The sequence below is a fragment of the Salinisphaera sp. genome, assembly GCF_035690525.1.
Lineage (GTDB): Bacteria > Pseudomonadota > Gammaproteobacteria > Nevskiales > Salinisphaeraceae > Salinisphaera.
Genome location: NZ_DASSKM010000106.1, coordinates 1 through 18,620, shown reverse-complemented (window position 1 = coordinate 18,620; position 18,620 = coordinate 1). Strand labels below are relative to the sequence as shown.

At 62.4% G+C, this 18,620-nt stretch carries 18 protein-coding genes; 7 read left to right on the top strand and 11 right to left on the bottom strand.

Annotated elements, in window-relative coordinates; translation table 11 throughout:
* Both VFJ08_RS07645 and VFJ08_RS07640 read left to right on the top strand, forming a co-directional pair.
* Window positions 1–453: hypothetical protein (locus VFJ08_RS07645; RefSeq protein WP_324996602.1), on the top strand; the 453-nt coding region annotated here is incomplete at its 5' end.
* Between the two features lie 149 nt (window positions 454–602).
* Window positions 603–992, top strand: coding sequence for a hypothetical protein (locus VFJ08_RS07640; RefSeq protein ID WP_324996601.1), 390 nt, complete (start codon window positions 603–605; stop codon window positions 990–992).
* Window positions 993–1,128: 136 nt separating this feature from the next.
* On the opposite strand, the gene VFJ08_RS07635 is transcribed toward VFJ08_RS07640, so the two are convergent.
* Window positions 1,129–1,482, bottom strand: a complete 354-nt coding sequence (locus VFJ08_RS07635; RefSeq protein WP_324996600.1) for a hypothetical protein — start codon at window positions 1,480–1,482, stop codon at window positions 1,129–1,131.
* 213 nt (window positions 1,483–1,695) lie between these two features.
* Entirely contained in the window at window positions 1,696–1,902 is a 207-nt protein-coding gene (locus VFJ08_RS07630; RefSeq protein WP_324996599.1) for a cold-shock protein, read from the bottom strand.
* Between the two features lie 595 nt (window positions 1,903–2,497).
* Here VFJ08_RS07630 and gndA point away from each other — a divergent pair.
* Window positions 2,498–3,913, top strand: a complete 1,416-nt coding sequence (gene gndA / locus VFJ08_RS07625; protein ID WP_324996598.1) for an NADP-dependent phosphogluconate dehydrogenase — start codon at window positions 2,498–2,500, stop codon at window positions 3,911–3,913.
* 201 nt (window positions 3,914–4,114) lie between these two features.
* On the opposite strand, the gene VFJ08_RS07620 is transcribed toward gndA, so the two are convergent.
* The 3 genes from VFJ08_RS07620 to agaR all read right to left on the bottom strand — a co-directional run bounded on the left by VFJ08_RS07620 (window position 4,115) and on the right by agaR (window position 7,169).
* Complete coding sequence (locus VFJ08_RS07620) at window positions 4,115–5,053, bottom strand: BadF/BadG/BcrA/BcrD ATPase family protein (RefSeq protein ID WP_324996597.1); 939 nt, start codon at window positions 5,051–5,053, stop codon at window positions 4,115–4,117.
* 42 nt (window positions 5,054–5,095) lie between these two features.
* A complete protein-coding gene (locus VFJ08_RS07615) occupies window positions 5,096–6,253 on the bottom strand; it encodes an SIS domain-containing protein (protein ID WP_324996596.1) in 1,158 nt (385 codons plus the stop codon).
* A 157-nt stretch (window positions 6,254–6,410) separates the two neighbouring features.
* A complete protein-coding gene (agaR, locus tag VFJ08_RS07610) occupies window positions 6,411–7,169 on the bottom strand; it encodes a transcriptional repressor AgaR (protein ID WP_324996595.1) in 759 nt (252 codons plus the stop codon).
* A 383-nt stretch (window positions 7,170–7,552) separates the two neighbouring features.
* Here agaR and VFJ08_RS07605 point away from each other — a divergent pair, with 383 nt between their 5' ends.
* Window positions 7,553–7,975, top strand: coding sequence for an RbsD/FucU family protein (locus VFJ08_RS07605; protein WP_324996594.1), 423 nt, complete (start codon window positions 7,553–7,555; stop codon window positions 7,973–7,975).
* Window positions 7,976–8,056: 81 nt separating this feature from the next.
* On the opposite strand, the gene VFJ08_RS07600 is transcribed toward VFJ08_RS07605, so the two are convergent.
* A complete protein-coding gene (locus VFJ08_RS07600; RefSeq protein WP_324996593.1) occupies window positions 8,057–8,719 on the bottom strand; it encodes a transposase in 663 nt (220 codons plus the stop codon).
* 132 nt (window positions 8,720–8,851) lie between these two features.
* Here VFJ08_RS07600 and VFJ08_RS07595 point away from each other — a divergent pair, with 132 nt between their 5' ends.
* Window positions 8,852–10,114 (top strand): EAL domain-containing protein, encoded by a 1,263-nt coding sequence (locus VFJ08_RS07595; RefSeq protein WP_324996592.1) that lies wholly within the window; start codon window positions 8,852–8,854, stop codon window positions 10,112–10,114.
* 172 nt (window positions 10,115–10,286) lie between these two features.
* A complete protein-coding gene (locus VFJ08_RS07590; RefSeq protein ID WP_324996591.1) occupies window positions 10,287–10,493 on the top strand; it encodes a putative motility protein in 207 nt (68 codons plus the stop codon).
* Window positions 10,494–10,686: 193 nt separating this feature from the next.
* On the opposite strand, the gene VFJ08_RS07585 is transcribed toward VFJ08_RS07590, so the two are convergent.
* From VFJ08_RS07585 to VFJ08_RS07560, 5 genes are all read right to left on the bottom strand, one after another.
* The gene (locus VFJ08_RS07585) at window positions 10,687–10,947 is read right to left on the bottom strand and encodes a HigA family addiction module antitoxin (RefSeq protein WP_324996590.1); all 261 of its coding nucleotides are present in this window, start codon (window positions 10,945–10,947) and stop codon (window positions 10,687–10,689) included.
* A 75-nt stretch (window positions 10,948–11,022) separates the two neighbouring features.
* Window positions 11,023–12,882, bottom strand: a complete 1,860-nt coding sequence (gene lpdA, locus VFJ08_RS07580) for a dihydrolipoyl dehydrogenase (protein ID WP_349256969.1) — start codon at window positions 12,880–12,882, stop codon at window positions 11,023–11,025.
* A 145-nt stretch (window positions 12,883–13,027) separates the two neighbouring features.
* The gene (gene aceF / locus VFJ08_RS07570) at window positions 13,028–14,824 is read right to left on the bottom strand and encodes a dihydrolipoyllysine-residue acetyltransferase (RefSeq protein WP_324996589.1); all 1,797 of its coding nucleotides are present in this window, start codon (window positions 14,822–14,824) and stop codon (window positions 13,028–13,030) included.
* An 87-nt stretch (window positions 14,825–14,911) separates the two neighbouring features.
* The gene (gene aceE, locus VFJ08_RS07565) at window positions 14,912–17,602 is read right to left on the bottom strand and encodes a pyruvate dehydrogenase (acetyl-transferring), homodimeric type (RefSeq protein WP_324996588.1); all 2,691 of its coding nucleotides are present in this window, start codon (window positions 17,600–17,602) and stop codon (window positions 14,912–14,914) included.
* A gap of 375 nt (window positions 17,603–17,977) precedes the next feature.
* On the bottom strand, window positions 17,978–18,229 hold the full coding sequence (locus VFJ08_RS07560) for a hypothetical protein (RefSeq protein ID WP_324996587.1): 252 nt from the start codon (window positions 18,227–18,229) through the stop codon (window positions 17,978–17,980).
* Between the two features lie 41 nt (window positions 18,230–18,270).
* Here VFJ08_RS07560 and VFJ08_RS07555 point away from each other — a divergent pair.
* Window positions 18,271–18,620, top strand: a 350-nt coding sequence (locus VFJ08_RS07555; RefSeq protein ID WP_324996586.1) for a glutaminyl-peptide cyclotransferase, incomplete at its 3' end; no start/stop codon positions are given.

The window sequence follows — 18,620 nt, the reverse complement described above, 5'->3', positions numbered from 1 at the left end:
CTCGGCCGGGCCGATCGCAAGGGCGCGCCCGATACTTTCGACGGCGACGGCTATCGGGCCCTGCTCGAACGCATCCGCGCGGCCGCGAGCACCGGCGAGACCGTGTACGCGCCGGGATTCTATCGCGAGATCGAGGAGCCGATCGCGGCCAGCCTGGCGGTGGCGCCGGACACGCCGCTGATCATTACCGAGGGCAATTATTTGCTGCTGGACGAGGCACCCTGGCCGCGCGTGGCCGCGCAGCTCGATGCGATCTGGTATCTCGACGTGGACGGCGCCGAGCGCGAAGCCCGGCTGAGCGCCCGGCACATGCGCTTCGGGCGCAGCGCCTCGGAGACACGGGCCTGGATCGCGGCGACCGATCACCCGAACGCTGAACGCATCGCCCCCACCGCGGCCCGCGCCGACCGTATTCTGCGTTGGAACGCCGAGCGGGTCGCGTTCGCCGACTAGCGCATTTTTCGCTCATGCCGAAATAATCGAGCTTTTTGTCCGCCGACAGACGCAGATAAACTCCGACGAAAGCGGCCGCGCACGTAGCGACTTGCGCCAAGCGTCGCCAAAGCGCACTTTGCGGATGACAACCCGGCAGGACAATCCATATGATTTTTCGCTCGCAATCCGCGTTTTCACGGCATCTGCCCTGGACGGCATTGCTGCTGGGCGTATCGCTGCTCGCCGGCTGCCACATCAAACCGAGAGCCAACGCCGCGCCGCCGCTGGCCGATCCCGGGCGCTTCTGTCTCCGGCACTGGCCGAACGATCGCGATTCCTTTTTGCTGTGTCAGCAGTTACAAGACCGTAACCGGCTGGAGTTTTACAACTTTCTGTCGAAAAACGGCTTGTCCGAACGGCATCTGGCCGAACAGGCGGCCGCCGGCGATCCGGTTGCCCAGGCCGCTCTGTACTGCCGCAAGCATGGGGTTCCCGATTATCAGCGCGTCTGGAACTGCACCCAGCGACACACCGAGGCGATACGCCAAGCGCAATGAAGCCTCGGGCGGGCTACCGGCTTAAAACGGCCCCGCCATGTAGGCGGGGCCGGGTTCGAATTATGTAAAAAAGAGCCGGATCGCCATGATCCGGCCCGGCTTATCTCGATCCATCCGCGATATCGCGGCCGATCTCTTATTGGGAATCGTCTTCGTCGTCCCAGCCGTTTTGACCGTCGGCCGACGTCTTATCCGATGGGCTCATTTGATTGGCGCCCTGGTCATTGCCCGACGATGGCTCGTTACCGGCCGCATTGGCTTCCGGGTTACCGCCCGTGCCGGTAGTGGTTTGGGTCGGCGCCATGCGCGAATCCATCGTGCCGTTGCCGGTATGATCCGAGGAGGAATTCGTAGTCGAACCGGCCGCCGGCTGGCTCATCGAATTCGACGTGCCCCCGGTACCGTGGGCCAGTGCCAACCCGCCGGTGGCAAGGCTCAGCACGCCCGCGGTCAGGGCGATCGAAAGACGGGAAAGAATCGGACGTTTCATGAAACGCATAGGAAAACTCCATAACGGCACATTGGCCGCTCGTCATTGCGAACAGACCACATGACCTATGACCTTTTCCAAGGGAATCAATTAAGGGCAAACCCGCACTCGCCGCGGCCACAGGCCGCGCAGCAATAAGACCTGTTGTTGTCGGGCACAAAAAAACGGGCCGAGTCACCCCGGCCCGCTGCTCTCAATTCGCGGATCCGCGTTTTAAAGCGGGATCACGTTGTTGGCACAAGGCCCTTTCTTGCCCTCACCGACTTCGAATTCGACGGCCTGCCCGTCGTTGAGCGTAGCGAAACCGCCGCCGCTCTGGATCTGGGAATGATGCACGAACAAATCGTTGCTGCCGTCTTCAGGAGCGATAAAGCCGAAGCCTTTTTCGGAGCTGAACCACTTCACTGTGCCTTTGGACATAATTTACTCTTGGTATCTAACCGTTTTGATTAATGCAGTTACCTGCATGGAATAGCATACGCACGTGCGGGCCAATATACGAACATTTTATCGGACGGCCGTTGGATCGCTCCCGTCGCTGCCCTTTACTGAACGTTATTCGTACGGCTGGCTCGCGCTGCGATTGGCGTCTTATAAGCAATGGTTACAGCGAGTTATTGCCGATTAAGACCCTTTTACGGATTCGAATCGCTAGGTCCGCGCAGCGCTAACCGCCAAGCGGCGCAATGCCGCGCCTCGCGCCGGAGCGGCAAAAAGACGAGCCGGGCCGCGCAATTTTCCGGTCATGCGAAACGACCACCGGGCCGGTATCCACATCCAACTGTATCGGCTGCATACGTTTCTTACCGCCCGGTCGGGCCGGCGACTCACAGCGCCGAAAAAGCGCTCGCGGGCCGGCCTAAGCGACTTGGCTTATGATGCCGAAAATTATGGATCGACCGGATCGCCGGAGGTAACGACCGGACCGGTTTAGCGGCCGGTCAATGGACGCGGGTCCAGACGCCGGCCGACATTTTCGGTATTTTTGCACTGTTTCATCCAAAGGACTGTCGTCATGAGCAAACAGAAGATCGGGGTCATCGGGATGGCCGTGATGGGCCGCAACATCGCGTTGAACATCGAAAGCCGCGGCTACGCGGTATCCGTTTACAACCGGTCGCGTGAAAAGACCGACGAGGTCATCGCCGAAAGCCGCGGACGCAATCTCGTACCCACGTTCTCGCTCGAGGAGTTCGTGGATTCGCTGGAGAAACCGCGTCGCGTCCTGATGATGGTCAAAGCCGGCGCCGGCACCGACAAGGTCATCGAACAACTCAAACCGTTGCTCGAGGACGGCGACATCCTAATCGATGCCGGCAACACCTTCTTCCAGGACACGATCCGCCGCAACAAAGAACTGGCCGAATCCGGCCTGCACTTCATCGGCACCGGCGTATCCGGCGGCGAGGAGGGCGCGCTCAACGGCCCGTCGATCATGCCGGGCGGCCAGCGCGAGGCCTACGACAGCGTCGCGCCGATTCTCGAGGAGATCGCCGCCCGCGCGCCGGACGGCACGCCCTGTGTCACCTATATCGGCCCGGACGGCGCCGGCCATTACGTGAAGATGGTGCACAACGGCATCGAGTACGGCGACATGCAGCTCATCTGCGAAAGCTACGCCATGCTCAAGCATGTGGTCGGGCTGTCCAACGCCGAACTGGCCGATATCTTCCGCGAATGGAACGAAGGCGAGCTCGACAGCTATCTGATCGAGATCACCGCCCAGATCTTTACCAAGAAGGACGACGAAACCGGCAACGACCTGGTCGACATGGTGCTCGACCGTGCCGCCCAGAAGGGCACCGGCAAGTGGACCAGCCAGAGCGCGCTCGATCTCGGCGTGCCGCTGCCCTTGATCACAGAATCGGTGTTCGCGCGCGTGCTGTCCTCGCTCAAGACCGAGCGCGTGGCGGCCTCCAAACAGCTGACCGGGCCCGATCCGAAAGTCGATATCGGCGATCGCGCGGCCTTCATCGAGGCCGTACGCCGCGCGCTCTATTTGTCCAAGATCATCTCCTATGCTCAGGGCTTCGCCCAGATGCGCGCCGCGGCCGAGGAATACGACTGGCCGCTGGACTACGGCGAGATCGCGGCCATTTTCCGCGCCGGCTGCATCATCCGGGCGGGCTTTTTACAGAAGATCACCGACGCCTACGCCAACGAGCCGGAGCTGACCAACCTGCTGCTCGACCCGCACTTCAAAGACATCGCCGATCGCTATCAGGACGCCCTACGCGAAGTGGTATCGACCGCGGTGCATGCCGGTGTGCCCGTGCCCGGTTTCTCCTCGGCCATCGCCTACTACGACGGTTATCGCGCCGAACGGCTGCCGGCCAACCTGCTCCAGTCGCAGCGCGATTTCTTCGGCGCGCATACCTTCGAGCGCGTGGACCGGGAAGGCAGCTTCCACGAACAGTGGAATAACCAGTAGCCCGGCACCAAAACAGCTGAAATATCAGCTGTTTCAACGCGCCCGATCGATCCGGGCCGGCTCGTCCGGCCGGCCCGGCGTGGTCGCGACGGCTGTTCAGCGGCCGGGCGTATCGGGCACGGCCTGTCTCTCTTCGCTGTAGACCATGAGCGTGGAGCCGACCAGCGCCAATATCATGCCGATCGTGCTAACGCGCGGCCATCAAACGACCGTCTTGATGGTGTGGCCGGCCAGACGCGCGGCATACAGCGCGCCGCCGACAACTGGCGCGTGCAGCGGTGGCCGCAAATCGAAGGCGCGATCGCAGCGCGCCATCCGCGTTATGAAACGATCGATAAAAGCGGAGGCCTGGAACAGCCCGCCCGAATAAGACACCGGCACCACCTCGCCCGGCCCGAAATCGAGCCGCCGGGCCGTGGTCTCGACCAGTTCGACCAGCGCATCCGCCGCGGCGTCCGCGATGCCGGCCGCCTCGCGGTCGCCGGCCGCGGCGGACTCGAGCACCAGCGGCGCGAGCGCGGCGATCCGGCCCCGATCCCGCGCCCAGCGGTTGAGCGCGATATCCACCAGTTCCAGGTCGTCATCCAGATCGAGATCGCGCCGCAACCGCCGGTACAGCGGGCCTGGCGGTTTTCGGCCGTCGCTCATTTGGGAAAAGGCGTTCAACCCGGCGATCGCGATCCAGTGGGCCGAACCCTCGTCGCCGAACAACTCGCCCCAGCCGCCGCAGCGCACGCCCACCCCGGCGCGTTCGCCGTAGGTCATCGAGCCGGTGCCGGCGATCACGTTGATGCCGTCGAGCGCGGCGAGCGAGCCGGCCCAACCGCAAACCATGTCGTTGTCGACGTGATAACGATCATGGCCGAGGGCTACGCCGGGCATGGCGCGCAACCGGTCGAGCGCGCTCGATACCTCGCCGAACGCCGGCAAACCGAAGAACGCGTGCTCGATATCCGCCGCCTCGATCCCGGCCTGACGACAAACCTGAGTCACGCCGTCGACCAGCGCCTGCTCGGCGTCATCCAGCCCGATCGACAGGAAATAGCAGCTCGCCCGTTCGATACAGGCCAGAATCCGTCCGTCGCGATTGATCAGGCAGTAGGCCGTCTTGGTCCCGCCGCCGTCGACACCCAGGAACATGTCGCGCCTCCTCGCGCCGGCCGACCGCCGGCGCTTTGTTTCTCAATCCAGCGGATGCACGGTCACGCCCTTGACCACCCGATTGACCTCGCCCGAGGGAAACGGGTTGTCCGGCGTGCGCCCGGTCGCCACCGAGGCGTGCAGAGCCAGGAGCTGGGCGTGCACGAGATACGGATACACCAGCGCGGCCTCGTCGCCCGGGCCGCCGCAGCGCCAATCGGTCGCGCCGCGCGCCAGGTCGCCGGCCGACTCGGGCGCGATCGCGATCACGCGTTGCGGGCCGAGTTGGCCGCTCACTTCGGCCAAAAGATCGGCGTCGTAGCGGGCCGCGTGGGCTTCGCCGGCAACATAAACCAGTACCAGCGTCTTCTCGTCGAGCAGCGATTTCGGGCCGTGCCGGAAACCCAGCGCCGTGTCGTGATACGACAGCATCCGCCCGCCGGTCAGTTCGAGGATCTTGAGCGCCGATTCCTCGGCCAGACCGCGCAGGGCGCCGCTGCCCAAATAGACGATGCGCTCGAAGCCCCGGCCGGCGATCTCGCGGATCGCGTCGTTGCGCTCGATGAGCACCTGTCCGACCGCATTGGCGATCGCGGCCACCCGGGCTTCGGCGACTTGGGCCGGGCAGAACGCACCGGTCGCGGCCAGCATCATCGCGGTGACGCTGGAGGTCATGGCGAAACCTTGGTCGTCGGTGGCTTCGGGCAGGGCGAGCACCAGCGAGCGCGCCGCGCCGTCATACTCGTGAAAAAGCCGGCCTTGCCGGTTGCAGGTGATCACCAGATGCCGGCATTCGGCCGCGAGCGCATCGGCCAGCTCGCAGGCCGCGACGCTTTCCGGGCTGTTGCCCGAGCGGGCGAAGGAGACGAGCAGCACCGGGCGCCTGTCGGCGAAGATTTCGCGCGGACGGGCCACGATATCGGTGGTCGCGATCGCCTCCACCGGGCGGCCCAGCTCGACCGACAACGTGGGCGCGAGGATGGCGCCGGCGAACGCGGAAGTGCCCGCTCCGGCGAGAATGATGCGTGTGTTCGTATCGACGACCAGCGGATCGACGAAAGCCGCGATCTGTTCGCGGCGCGTGCGCACCATCGCCGCGGTCTCGATCAGCGTCGCCGGTTGCTGGGCGATCTCGCGCGCGGTGGCGCCGCCGCCCAGCGTGTCGGCATCGGCCAGGATAGAGGGAATATTGTCGGACATGATGAAAACCTCAAACGTTCGAATGCGAAACGACCGGTGTAAGCGACGTGCGAAATGCCGCTTCGTCTCGCGGCCGTCGTCGTATTTCTATTCGTGACCATTGCATGGACCACAGGCCGGCGATTGCCGTGCGCCGCTATTGCGGGCGGTTGCGATATCAAACGGCGCTCCAGACAACGCCGCGCGCATCGAGCGCGGCGCCGGTCTCGGCCGGTATGCCGGTATCGGTGATCAAATGGTCGAGCCGCTCGACCGGCGCCACCAGATTCAGGGCGCGCCGGCCAAACTTGCTCGAATCGGCCACTGCCACGACTTCGCCGGCCGCGGCGATCATGGCGCGATTGAGCCGCGCCTCGCTCTCGTGATCGGTGGTCAGCCCCACGCCGATGTCGAATGCATCGACGCCCAGGAACAACCGGTCCATCCGATACAACGAGAGGCTGTCTTCGGCTTCCCGCCCCGAAAACGAAAGTGCGGACTTTCGAATTCGGCCGCCCAGCATGACGATTTCGACGCCCGGCGCGTGCGACAGCTCCATCGCGATGTCGAGGCCGTTGGTGACCACGATCAACGCCTCGCGCTCCTTGAGCCGACGCGCGATCTCCAACGTGGTGGTGCCGGCATCGAGGGCGATCGAGTCGCCCTCTTGCACCAGCGCCGCGGCGGCCGCGCCGATCCGGGCCTTGGCCGCGCCGTTGGCGCGTCGGCGTTCGGCGAAAGCCAACTCCGACTCCGCCGATTTGCTGAGCCGCACCGCCCCGTGCAGCCGTACCACCATGCCGGCGGTTTCAAGGCTCGACAGATCCGCGCGCACCGTTACCGTCGAAACGTCGAACATCTCGGCCAGAGCCCCTACCCGCGCACTTTGGTGTCGCCAGAGATAGGACAGGATCGCATCACGGCGTTCTACACCCATCATTTCGAAGCCAATTTATTTCGTTAAATTAATTTATCGAAGTTTTTGGCTTACGAAAAATACGACCATCGACTGACATGACTGCGGCATTGTGCAGCCGCAGCACGGCCGCTCGGACAGCTGAAGATATCGCGGGCGCGGCGTCGCTCAGAAACCGGCCCGGTGCCGGCTCACCACGATTCGCCGTACGGGCGCAGATCGAGTTCAAAGGTCCACGCCGAACGCGGCTGCCGAACGATCTGATACACCGTCTCGGCGATATCGTCCGCCTGCATGAAAAGGCGTTGCCATCAGCCTGCCAGCCCGCGACGTGAACCCAAACCCGTGATACGAGCGCGCGGGCCGTTTCATGGCATCATGCGACGAATCGGAGGGACAACACCATGCTCAAGACCATCAACCCGCTGCTGACCGGCGATCTACTCGCCATCCTGGCGGACATGGGCCACGGCGACGAACTCGTCATCGTCGATGCGAATTTCCCGGCGGCCGCGCTGGCACAGCGCCTGGTCCGCCTGCCGGCCAGCTCGGCGACCGATGCGCTCGCCGCCGTTCTGGATCTTCTGCCCATCGACGACTTCGTCGACATGCCGGTCGCCGCGATGGATGCGCCCGATGGGCGGCCGGCGCTCTACACCGAGTTCGACAACATGCTGGAGCAGGCGGAAGGCCGGCCGATCGCAATGGAACCCATCGATCGCTTCGCCTTTTACGACCGCACCCAGCGCGCCTATGCCGTCGTCGCCACCGGTGAACGCCGTCTCTACGGCAACATCATCCTCAAGAAAGGCGTCCTACGCACCTAAGCCCGCCAGAGCCATGCTTTATTATGCTATTATGGGGACAGTATACTTAACTTACGATCGGGCGACGGCGCCCCCGAATGCCTATCCGCCCGATCTCTTCGGGCCCGGCCTTTTCGGCTTAAGCGTTCTGCCAAGCCTGCTTTCCGCCTTCGCGATAAAACGCTCGTTGCCTAGCAGTCGGCCCGTGCGCAGGTGTCGTTCGATTAGGTCGGGCTCACCTTTACCCATACCGGCTTCGAGATAGTCGGACCAGTCGTCGACCAAACCACGGGTATCATGGCTTCGAACCAAGCGGTCATCGACGCCGTCCAGATGGGCTCGGGCACTGGACCAGGGCCAATCGGCCGGATGATCCACGATCTTGGCTGTCACGGGATTGAGCTCGATGTATCGCAAGGCCATCCATAGGTGGGCGTCGTCCATCGGAAAAGAATGGAAGCGCTCCTGCCAAAGATGACCGCGCCATTGTTCGCGAAAATTAATGTGCCGGGTGTAGCGTCGATGTGCTTCCCCCAACGTGGCACGCAGTCCATCAGCGTCTTTTGGCACCATCGCAAAATGCACGTGATTCGGCATAAGACAGTAAGCCAGAATTTTCGTACCGGCTTTTTTCGCGAATGTCGCGATCAGATCGATATATATGGCGTAGTCGTCGTTCTCGAAAAACACCGGCTGGCGGCGGTTGCCGCGCTGCGTCACGTGGTGGACCGTTTTGGGAAGGACGATGCGGGCTAAACGAGCCATACGCGCGCCTGGTATATGGGGGTTCTAATTAAGTATACTGTCCCCGGAAAATGGAAAAGAAAGATCTTCTCCGTCTGTAGTCCAGCGATATATTACAGCTTTATGTATATCTCTTAATTGAAGGCAATACATTTGAGGGCAATCACATCCGGCCTGGGGGCACCAGAGGTCGCGAATTTTTTGGGCTACCGGTTAAGCAGCGCCTTCCAACCGCTGCTTAGTCTGGACCATCGTCGTGTCGTGGGGTTCGAGGCGCTGCTGCGCGGTTATTCGCTTAAGAACGATAAACCGGCTTCCCCATTGGAGATCTTCGAGTACGCCGCCCGTTGGAACCGGCGAATCCAACTGGATCGCTATTGTCATGGGCTGCATATCCACAATTTCTCCCGCGCGGCGCCAGCCGATCGCTGGCTGTTCCTGAATCTGGATTCCGAGACGCTCGGTAAAAAGCGCTATCTCGACCACATAGCGCAACTCCTCGCAGAGGCGAAGCTTCCAGCCCACAGATTGGTTGTTGAAATTCTCGAAAATGAGTTGGGCAGCGACCGGCTGTTGTTTGAAGCGGCCGATTATTTCCGCTCGCTCGGCGCGCTCGTGGCGCTCGATGACTTCGGCGCCGGGCATTCCAACTTCGACCGCCTATGGCGGTTCCGGCCGGACATCGTCAAGCTGGATCGATCCATCGTCGGCGAGGCAGAGCGATGCACCGGCTTTTCGCATCGCGGGCTACTTTCGAATCTGGTCTCCATGCTGCACGAGATCGGCAGCCTGGTTGTTGTCGAGGGTATCGAGACCGAGGCACAGCTCAACGTTGCATTGGAAGCCGACGCCGACTTTGTGCAAGGATTCCTTCTGGCCAAACCGGGTCCGGATTGCGGAGAGGGCGGCGAGGCCGAAGATCAACTCGACGCCGTCAGCTCGCGATTCGCGCTGGCACAGAACGCTATCGATAACGAAACACGCCGTGCGCTCGCGCCCTATATCCAGGCGTTCAAAGCCGTTGAATCGAAGTTCGAGCCCGGCGACACCTTGAAACAAAACTGCCAGGCGTTACTCGACATGCCGGGCGTGCTCCGCTGTTTGCTGTTCAACGAACAGAGCGAACCGATCGCCGAATATTTTTCCAACCGACCAAGCGCCGCCGCGGATAAGCGTTTCCTGCCGGTACTCGACGGCCAGCGTGGAGCCTGGTTCCGGCGCCCTTACATGCGAGAAGCGAAGGCCTTCCCGCTTCGTATTCACGTATCGCGGCCCTATCTGTCCAGCACCGAGGGCTGCATGTGCATGATGCTCTCGGTTGCAAACGACCGCGAACCACGCCGGGTTTTCTGCTGCAAAATACATTGGCCGGAATATTCCACCTCGGACCGAATTCCACCGGCGAATAGAGGTTGAGCACGTCGTTGGACGGCGCGATCCACGACAGCCAACGGCCGTCCGGTACGTGGCGGGATCATCAATGCGATACGAGGTGCAAGGAAACGGCTGCCCGTTATGCTTAAAGTTCTGCCGCCGCTCGCCGATATATCAAGTCCGGTTCCCTATTCCCGGACTTGGAGGCCATCGTATGGACGCAGGAAGCGTGAACTCGACCGTCAGCACCGCTTTGGCGTTGCAGCAGCACAACCAGAACCAGGACGTGCAGGCGAACCTGCTGCGGAAATCGCTCGACAGCCAGGCCTCGCAGATGAGCCAACTCATGTCGTCGCTGGAGACGCAGCCGGCCCTGGCCACCACCGGCTCGGTCGGTACGCAGATCAATACCTATGCCTAACGGCTATTCGGCTGCGTAAATCCTGGACAGACATTGGCCGCAGCTACTGCGGCCTTTTTTGTTTCGTCGGCGTTCGCCGCGATTCCAGCGCTCTATCGACAAATATATTTGGCGGTTGACGCACGCTGCAAGACTTGGTCTTCAAGCTTGATCCTCGAAAACCCGATCCCGGTCAACCAACGTCAAGTTGGCTTTAGGCTGCTTGGCTTCGGTGGACCTCTTCCAGATCGTAATCCGCTTGCAGCCCCATCCAGAATTTTTCGCTGGTACCAAAGTAACGTGCGAACCGGACCGCTGTATCCGCTGTAATTGCACGCTTGCCCAGCACAATTTCGTTGACACGCCGGGGCGGAACGCCGATCGCATTGGCGAGCCGCGTTTGGCTTAGACCCATAGACTTCAGGAATTCTTCCAGCAATACCTCTCCGGGATGGATGTTCGCTAATTTCGTCATGACGTTACCTCAGTGGTAAGCCACGATTTCCACGTTGTCGACCTGGCCTTCGTTCCAGAAGAAGCACAGCCGCCGCTACTTTTTCTTCTTCGGAATATACAAATCCGTCAACGTCCCGGCCTCGGCCTCGGCGGCCATGCCGACCGTCTCGGCCAGCGTCGGATGCGGATGAATCGTTAGACCGATGTCGTGCGCGTCGGCGCCCATTTCGATGGCCAGGCAGGTTTCGGCGATCAGGTCGCCGGCGCCCGAGCCAACCGCACCCGCACCGATGATACGGCCGGATTCGGCGTCGAATAGGAGCTTGGTGTTGCCGTCGATGGCGTCCAGTCCGATGGCGCGGCCGTTGGCGGCCCAGGGAAAGGCGCCCTTGGTGTATTCGATGCCTTCTTTTTTAGCCTGGGTTTCGGTCACGCCGGTCCAGGCGACTTCCGGGTCGGTGTAGACGACGGATGGGATGCATTTGGCGTCGAATGCGGATTTTTCACCGGCGCAGCACTCGGCCGCAACCTTGCCCTGGTGCGAGGCGCGGTGGGCGAGCTGCGGTTCGCCGGAGACATCGCCTATGGCGAAGATATGGTCGACGTTGGTGCGGCACTGCTTGTCGACCGGGATGAAGCCGCGTTCGTTGACTTCCAGGTTGGCGTTTTCGGCGCCGATCTTCTTGCCGTTGGGCTTGCGGCCGACAGCGACCAGTACGCGGTCGTATTCCTTGGTTTCGGGGGCATCGCCGCCTTCGAAGGTCACGGTGAGCTTGTCGCCAGCTTCCACGCCGGTAACCTTGGCGTTCAGCCAAATGTTGTCGCAGCGTTTGGCCATCCGCTTGTGCAGCGGCTTGACCAGGTCGCGATCGGCGCCGGGCAGCAGGCCGTCGGTCATCTCGACGATGTCGACGGTGGTGCCGTGGGCGGCATAGACATTGGCGATCTCCACGCCGATGATGCCGCCGCCGATGAGCAACATGGAGTCAGGAATTTCGTCCGGCGAGAGGGCGGCTTCGGAGTCCCAAATGCGCTTGTCGTCCGGCAGGCCGGGCAGCATCACGGGCTCGGAACCGACGGCGATGATCGCTTTGTTGAAGGTGATCTGCGAGATATCGTCGTTGCCGTCGATCGCCAGCGTATGGTCGTCGGCGAACGTACCGGTGCCGTTGACGATGTTGACCCGGCGCTTCGAAGCCATGGATTTCAGGCCGCCGGTCAGCTGGTCGATAACGGACTGCTTATATTCCAGCAGCTTGGCGAGTTCGATCTCGGGCTTGCCGAAGGTTACGCCGTGGCTCGCCATGTTGGCGGCTTCTTCGATGACCTTGGCCGAGTGGAGCAGCGCCTTGGACGGAATACAGCCGACGTTGAGACACACGCCGCCGAGCACGCTGTGGCGCTCGACCATGGTGACGTCGAGGCCCATGTCCGCGGCGCGGAAAGCGGCCGTGTAGCCGCCCGGACCGGAGCCCAGGACGAGGACATCGCAATCGTAGTTGTGATCCTCGCTGGCCGGGGTGGTGCTTCTGGGCTCGGATTTCGACTGGTTTTCGGAGCCGCTCTTCGCCGGGGACTTCGGACCCTGGTCGCTCGAACTTTGGCCGCCGCCCGATTTCGTTTCGCTTGTCGATTCGGACGCATCGGCGCCGCGGGGTTCGTCGGACTGCGTATCGGCCTCGCTGTCCTCGGCCGGTTCGTCGTCATTCGAATCATCGGCGTCGGTCTCGACCGTGGCGATCACGTCGCCCTCGGACACCGTGTCGCCCTCGGAGACTTTCAGGCTCGTGATCTTGCCGGCGGCGGTCGACGGCACTTCCAGTGTTGCCTTGTCCGATTCCAGCGTGATCAGCGCCTGTTCTTTCTCGACCGTGTCGCCCTCGGCGACCAGCACTTCGATGATCTCGACCGAGTCGAAGTCGCCAATGTCCGGGACTTTAATTTCCTGCGCCATGGTTACAGCACCTTTAGCCGGCGCATTGCCGACACCTTGCAATCTGAAAATCGGGCCGTTGAACGACCCGGCGCGTCATGAGGCGGCAAGTCAGGCGCGGCGCGTACGCTATTGCGCCGAGTTGCCGTCTCATAGCCGCGGCCTCCTAGAGCAGCAACGTACGGAGATCGGAAAGCTTTTCGCTGATGTAGCCGGTAATTCGCGCCGCCTTGGCTCCGTCGATCACGCGGTGGTCGTAGGAGAACGACAGCGGCAGGATCAGGCGCGGCTCGAACTCGCTGCCGTTCCAGACCGGCTGCCAACTGTGCTTGGACACGCCCAGGATGCCGACCTCGGGGCTGTTGACGATCGGCGTGAACGCCGTACCGCCGACACCGCCGAGGCTGGAAATCGAGAAACCCGCGCCTTTCATGTCGTCGCCGCGAATTTGTCCTTCGCGGGCCCGGGTCGAGACCTCGTCCAAATCGCGGGCGAGCTCATAGATCCCTTTTTTGTCGACGTCCTTGATGACCGGCATGAGCAGACCGTTCGGGGTGTCGACCGCAATCGCGATATTGACGTACTTCTTGTGTACCAGGCGCCCGCCGTCTGCGGTGAGCGAGCTGTTCAAATCCGGGAAGGCCTTGAGCGCCGCCGCCGAGGCTTTCAGCAAGAACGCCAGCGGCGTGAGCTTGACGCCGTCCGCCTTGGCTTTTTCCTTGTTCGCCTGACGGAATTGCTCCATTTCGGTGATATCGGCGGTATCGAACTGGGTGACATGCGGAATGAGCAGCCAGTTCTTGTGTACAGCCCGGGCCGAAATCTTGCGGATACGCTCCAGCTCGACCGTTTCGATCTCGCCGAACTGGCTGAAATCGATATCGGGCTGGGCCGGCACACCGCCGCCGCCGGCCGGAGCGGCCGCGCTGGCGCTCTGGCCGCGCTGGACCTGATCCAGCGCGCCTTTCACGTAGGACTGAACGTCGTCGAAGGTGATACGGCTCTTGTGGCCGCTGCCCTTGATATTGCCGAGATCGGCGCCGAGCTCGCGGGCGTACTTGCGCACGCTGGGCGAAGCATGAGCCTTGCCGAATCGACCCTCGTCAACCGACTTGAGTTTGGACGGGTCGCCGTCCGAAGCCGCGGTTTCGCTGCGCTCGAACGGCTTGTCGTCCTTGGAGGCGGTGCCGGAGCGCGATTGCGCCGGCTCTTCGCTGTCCTTACTGCTCTGCTTATCGCGGTCCTTGTCACTGTCCTGGGGCTTGCTCTGCGAAGACGAATCGTCTTCGGTTCCGGCCTTGGACTCGCCAGTAGATTGGCCAGCGGATTGGCCGCCGCCCGCCGAGGCGACGAGCGCGATCACGTCGCCCTCGGAGACGGTGTCGCCTTCGGCGACCTTCAGCTCGCTGATCTTACCGGCGGCGGAAGAGGGCACTTCCAGCGTCGCCTTGTCCGATTCCAGCGTGATCAGCGGTTGTTCTTTTTCGACTTCGTCGCCTTCGGCGACCAGCACTTCGATGACTTCCACCGAATCGAAGTCGCCGATGTCGGGCACCTTGACCTCGACGCTCTCACCGCTGCCACCGGAATCTTTCTGCGCCGTCTCTTCGCCGGCGTCTTCTTTTTCCTCGGGTGCGCTGTCGGCGCCGCGGGATTCATCCGACTGCGTATCGGCCTCGCTGTCCTCGGCCGGTTCGTCGGTATCGTTTGAATCATCGGCGTCGGCGTCAGCCTCGACCGTGGCGATCACGTCGCCCTCGGAGACCGTGTCGCCTTCGGAGATTTTCAAGCTCGTGATCTTGCCGGCGGCGGTCGACGGCACTTCCAGTGTCGCCTTGTCCGACTCCAACGTGATCAGCGCCTGTTCCTTCTCGACCGTGTCGCCCTCGGAGACCAGCACTTCGATGACTTCGACCGCGTCGAAGTCGCCGATATCCGGGACCTTGATTTCCTGCGCCGCCATAACGCGTTTCCTTGCTGGTCGGGCCGATGTTTCACGTGGAACCATCGACCCGGTTGTCGCTCGTGTCTCGCCGGTTCCGCTTTATGCCTAGTGTGTCAGCGGGTTTGGCTTGTCCGGATTGATTCCGTACTTGCGGATCGCTTCGCTGACCACGCGACGCTCGACCCGGCCTTCGTCGGCCAGCGCCTTGAGCGCACAGACGGTGATCCAGCGGCGATCGACCTCGAAGAACTCGCGCAGCGCCTCGCGTGTGTCGGAACGGCCGAAGCCGTCGGTGCCTAGCGTGTGATAAGCGACCGGCATGTACGGTCGGATCATTTCCGGTAGCGCCCGGACATAGTCCGTGGCCGCGACCGCCGGGCCACGGGCATCGGCGAACTTGTCGGCCACGAAACTGGTGCGCGGATCCTGCTCGGGGTGCAGCATGTTCCAGCGATCGACATCCGCGCCGTCGCGCTTGAGCGCCGGGAAGCTCGGCGCCGACCATACGGTGGCGCCGACATCGAATTCTTCTTCGAGCATCTCGGCCGCGGCGATGACTTCACGCAGGATGGTGCCCGAACCCAGCAGATTGACCTGGTTGTCCTTGTCGGTGCCGGACTCGGAGAACTTGTACATGCCGGCGATGATGTCGTCCTCGATACCTTCCGGCATGGCCGGGTGGGTATAGTTTTCGTTCATCATCGTCAGGTAGTAGAAGACGTCCTGCTGCCGCTCGAACATCTCGACCAGGCCGTGATGGATGATCACCACCATCTCGTAGGAGAACGTCGGATCGTAGACCCGGCAGTTCGGAATGCATTCGTACATCAGCGGGTTGTGGCCGTCCTGATGCTGCAGGCCTTCGCCGTTGATGGTGGTTCGGCCGGCGGTGCCGCCGAGCATGAAGCCGCGGGCGCGCATATCGCCGGCGGCCCAGCAGAGATCGCCGACCCGCTGGAAGCCGAACATGGAGTAGAAGGCATAGAACGGAATCATCGTCGTACCGTGATTCGAGTACGACGTGGCCGCGGCCACGAAAGACGACATCGCGCCCGCTTCGGTGATGCCTTCCTCGAGAATCTGGCCGTCGGTGGCTTCCTTGTAGAAAGCGAGCTGCTCGGAATCCTCGGGCGTGAATAGCTGGCCCACCGGCGAGTAGATACCTAAGGAGCGGAACATACCTTCCATGCCGAAAGTCCGCGCTTCGTCCGGGATGATCGGCACGACACGGTCCTTGATGTTCTTGTCGCGCGTGAGGATTTGCAGGATGCGCGTGAAGACCATGGTGGTGGCCATTCCGCGATCGCCCGAGCCCTGCAACAGCTTGTCGAAGGCCGACAGTTCGGGGATCTCGATCGCATCGCCCTGGGTACGGCGCTGCGGCAGATAGCCGCCCAGCTCCTTGCGACGCTCGTGGAGATATTTCATCTCGTCCGAGTCTTCGTCGGGCTTGTAGAACGGCGCATCGGCGATCTTGTCGTCCGAGATCGGGATCTCGAAGCGATCACGGAATTCCTTGAGCGCGTCCTCGGCCATCTTCTTCTGCTGATGGGTGATGTTCTGGCCTTCACCCGCCTCGCCCATGCCGTAGCCCTTGACCGTCTTGGCCAGGATCACCGTCGGCTTGCCGTTGTTCTGATTCACGGCCTGATGATAGGCGGCATAGATCTTGTGCGGATCGTGGCCGCCGCGGTTTAAGCGCGCGATGTCCTCGTCGGACATGGAGGCGACCATCTTCTCCAGTTCGGGATACTTGCCGAAGAATTTCTCGCGGGTGTACTTGCCGCCGCGGGCCTTGTACGCCTGATATTCGCCGTCGACCGTCTCGTTCATCAGCTGAACGAGCTTGCCGTCGTGATCCTGTGCGAGCAGGCCGTCCCACAACGCGCCCCAGAGCACCTTGATGACGTTCCAGCCGGCGCCGCGGAAAAAGCCTTCCAGCTCGTCCACGATCTTGGCGTCGCCGCGCACCGGCCCGTCGAGCCGCTGCAGATTGCAGTTCACCACGAAGATCAGGTTGTCGAGATTCTCGCGTGCGGCCATGCCGATGGCGCCCTTGGACTCGGGCTCGTCCATCTCGCCGTCGCCGCAGAAACACCAGACATGCCGGCCGGTCGTGTCCTGCACGCCGCGATCCCGCATATAGCGCATGAAGCGCGCCTGATAGATCGCGTTGATCGGGCCGATACCCATGGAGACCGTGGCGAACTGCCAATAGTCGGGCATCAGCCAGGCGTGCGGATAGCTCGGCAGCCCTTTGCCGGTGGACTCGGCGCGGAAGTTGTAGAGCTGGTCCTCGGTCAGCCGGCCTTCCAGATAAGACCGGGCGTAAAAGCCGGGCGCCGAATGGCCCTGGAAAAAGACCAGATCGCCGCCGTGCTTTTCGCTGGGCGCGTGGAAGAAGTGGTTGAAGCCCACTTCATACAAGGTGGCGGCCGAGGCGAAGCTGGCGATATGCCCGCCGACACCCTCGTGGTGCCGGTTGGCCTGGACCACCATCGCCATGGCGTTCCAACGGATATAAGAACGAATCCGCCATTCGATGGCCGGGTCGCCGGGCGACTTGGCCTCCATATGCGGCGGAATCGTGTTTACATACGCCGTATTCGGCGAGTACGGGATCTGAGCGCCGGAGCGGCGGGAGCGCTCGATGAGCATTTCCAGCAGGAAATGCGCACGCTCCGGGCCTTCGTATTCGATGACTGCGTCAAGCGCATCGCGCCATTCCGCAGATTCCTGGGGATCAACGTCGGAAGCCTCATCCACATGCGCGGGGTGGGCGCTCGCTTGAGCCATACCATGCTCCTTCGACAAAGCATTCTGTGGGGTCTGATTGGGACGAATATTACGCCCGCATTCGGAACAGCGACAACTCGCCGTCATATGCCGGACTTAGCCTATTTCAAGCCTGTGTTGAATATGCTGCAATGCGCGATCCGATGTGCCACGCTCCGGCCAGTACGGCCAAGCGCCCGTCGACATTGCCTTCGCGCCTCCATACGGGGACGCACGGTGCGCGCCGGCGCGGCATGAAAATTAAATAAATCGGCCTGCCGATCGAGCGTGCGGTTGCGCGTATACAAGACCGCGGCCGGGCGCCCGATCGTAGCGCACCGCGCATGTGCGTATATATAGCGGGCGACGCCGAGCGCGCTTACAGGGCTCTGTTGCTTAGCTTGCATGATTCGAATCGCTGTAGGCGACCTGAGCGTAGTTGATCACCGCGACCATGAGAATGCCGCCGACGATATTGCCGATCAGCGTCGGCAGGAAAAAACGCACCAGGTAATCGAGCACCGAATACGGGCCGTGGAACACGGCGCGGATCATGGTGGTATCGTGTTCGCGTTTTTCGGGCTTGGACGCGGTCGCCCCGCGCCGGTCGTCGGGCGGCTGAACGTCCTTTTGGGATGGTTCGCTCATGCTGACTCGAAGATCGTAAAAACGTGCGTTATTTTACGCCGATGATCCGCATCGCGACGGAATTTCTGTGGGGTGCACCCGCGGCGTCGCTCGCGCTCTGGGCGCTGCTATCCGGCGCCGGCTGCGCGGGCCAGCCGGCGCGCACGACCGCCGAGAACCTGGCGCGCCTGCCGCATGACCCCACGGCCTTCACCGAAGGCTTGGTGATCCACGACGGCGTGCTGTTCGAAAGCACCGGCAACTACGGCCACTCCGAAATTCGCCGGGTGGCACCGGCCAGCGGCCGGGTGCGCGCGCGCCACCGCCTGCCCGATCGCTATTTCGGCGAAGGCCTGGCTTGGCTCGACGGGCGACTGTATCAGCTCACCTGGAAATCCGGCACCGGCTTTAT

Bases quoted from the DNA above. Each gene is read 5' to 3' on its own strand.
- VFJ08_RS07640 (WP_324996601.1), top strand. From the start codon at position 603: ATGATTTTTCGCTCGCAATCCGCGTTTTCACGGCATCTGCCCTGGACG.
- VFJ08_RS07635 (WP_324996600.1), bottom strand. From the start codon at position 1,482: ATGAAACGTCCGATTCTTTCCCGTCTTTCGATCGCCCTGACCGCGGGC.
- VFJ08_RS07630 (WP_324996599.1), bottom strand. From the start codon at position 1,902: ATGTCCAAAGGCACAGTGAAGTGGTTCAGCTCCGAAAAAGGCTTCGGC.
- gndA (WP_324996598.1), top strand. From the start codon at position 2,498: ATGAGCAAACAGAAGATCGGGGTCATCGGGATGGCCGTGATGGGCCGC.
- VFJ08_RS07620 (WP_324996597.1), bottom strand. From the start codon at position 5,053: ATGTTCCTGGGTGTCGACGGCGGCGGGACCAAGACGGCCTACTGCCTG.
- VFJ08_RS07615 (WP_324996596.1), bottom strand. From the start codon at position 6,253: ATGTCCGACAATATTCCCTCTATCCTGGCCGATGCCGACACGCTGGGC.
- agaR (WP_324996595.1), bottom strand. From the start codon at position 7,169: ATGGGTGTAGAACGCCGTGATGCGATCCTGTCCTATCTCTGGCGACAC.
- VFJ08_RS07605 (WP_324996594.1), top strand. From the start codon at position 7,553: ATGCTCAAGACCATCAACCCGCTGCTGACCGGCGATCTACTCGCCATC.
- VFJ08_RS07600 (WP_324996593.1), bottom strand. From the start codon at position 8,719: ATGGCTCGTTTAGCCCGCATCGTCCTTCCCAAAACGGTCCACCACGTG.
- VFJ08_RS07590 (WP_324996591.1), top strand. From the start codon at position 10,287: ATGGACGCAGGAAGCGTGAACTCGACCGTCAGCACCGCTTTGGCGTTG.
- VFJ08_RS07585 (WP_324996590.1), bottom strand. From the start codon at position 10,947: ATGACGAAATTAGCGAACATCCATCCCGGAGAGGTATTGCTGGAAGAA.
- lpdA (WP_349256969.1), bottom strand. From the start codon at position 12,882: ATGGCGCAGGAAATTAAAGTCCCGGACATTGGCGACTTCGACTCGGTC.
- aceF (WP_324996589.1), bottom strand. From the start codon at position 14,824: ATGGCGGCGCAGGAAATCAAGGTCCCGGATATCGGCGACTTCGACGCG.
- aceE (WP_324996588.1), bottom strand. From the start codon at position 17,602: ATGGCTCAAGCGAGCGCCCACCCCGCGCATGTGGATGAGGCTTCCGAC.
- VFJ08_RS07560 (WP_324996587.1), bottom strand. From the start codon at position 18,229: ATGAGCGAACCATCCCAAAAGGACGTTCAGCCGCCCGACGACCGGCGC.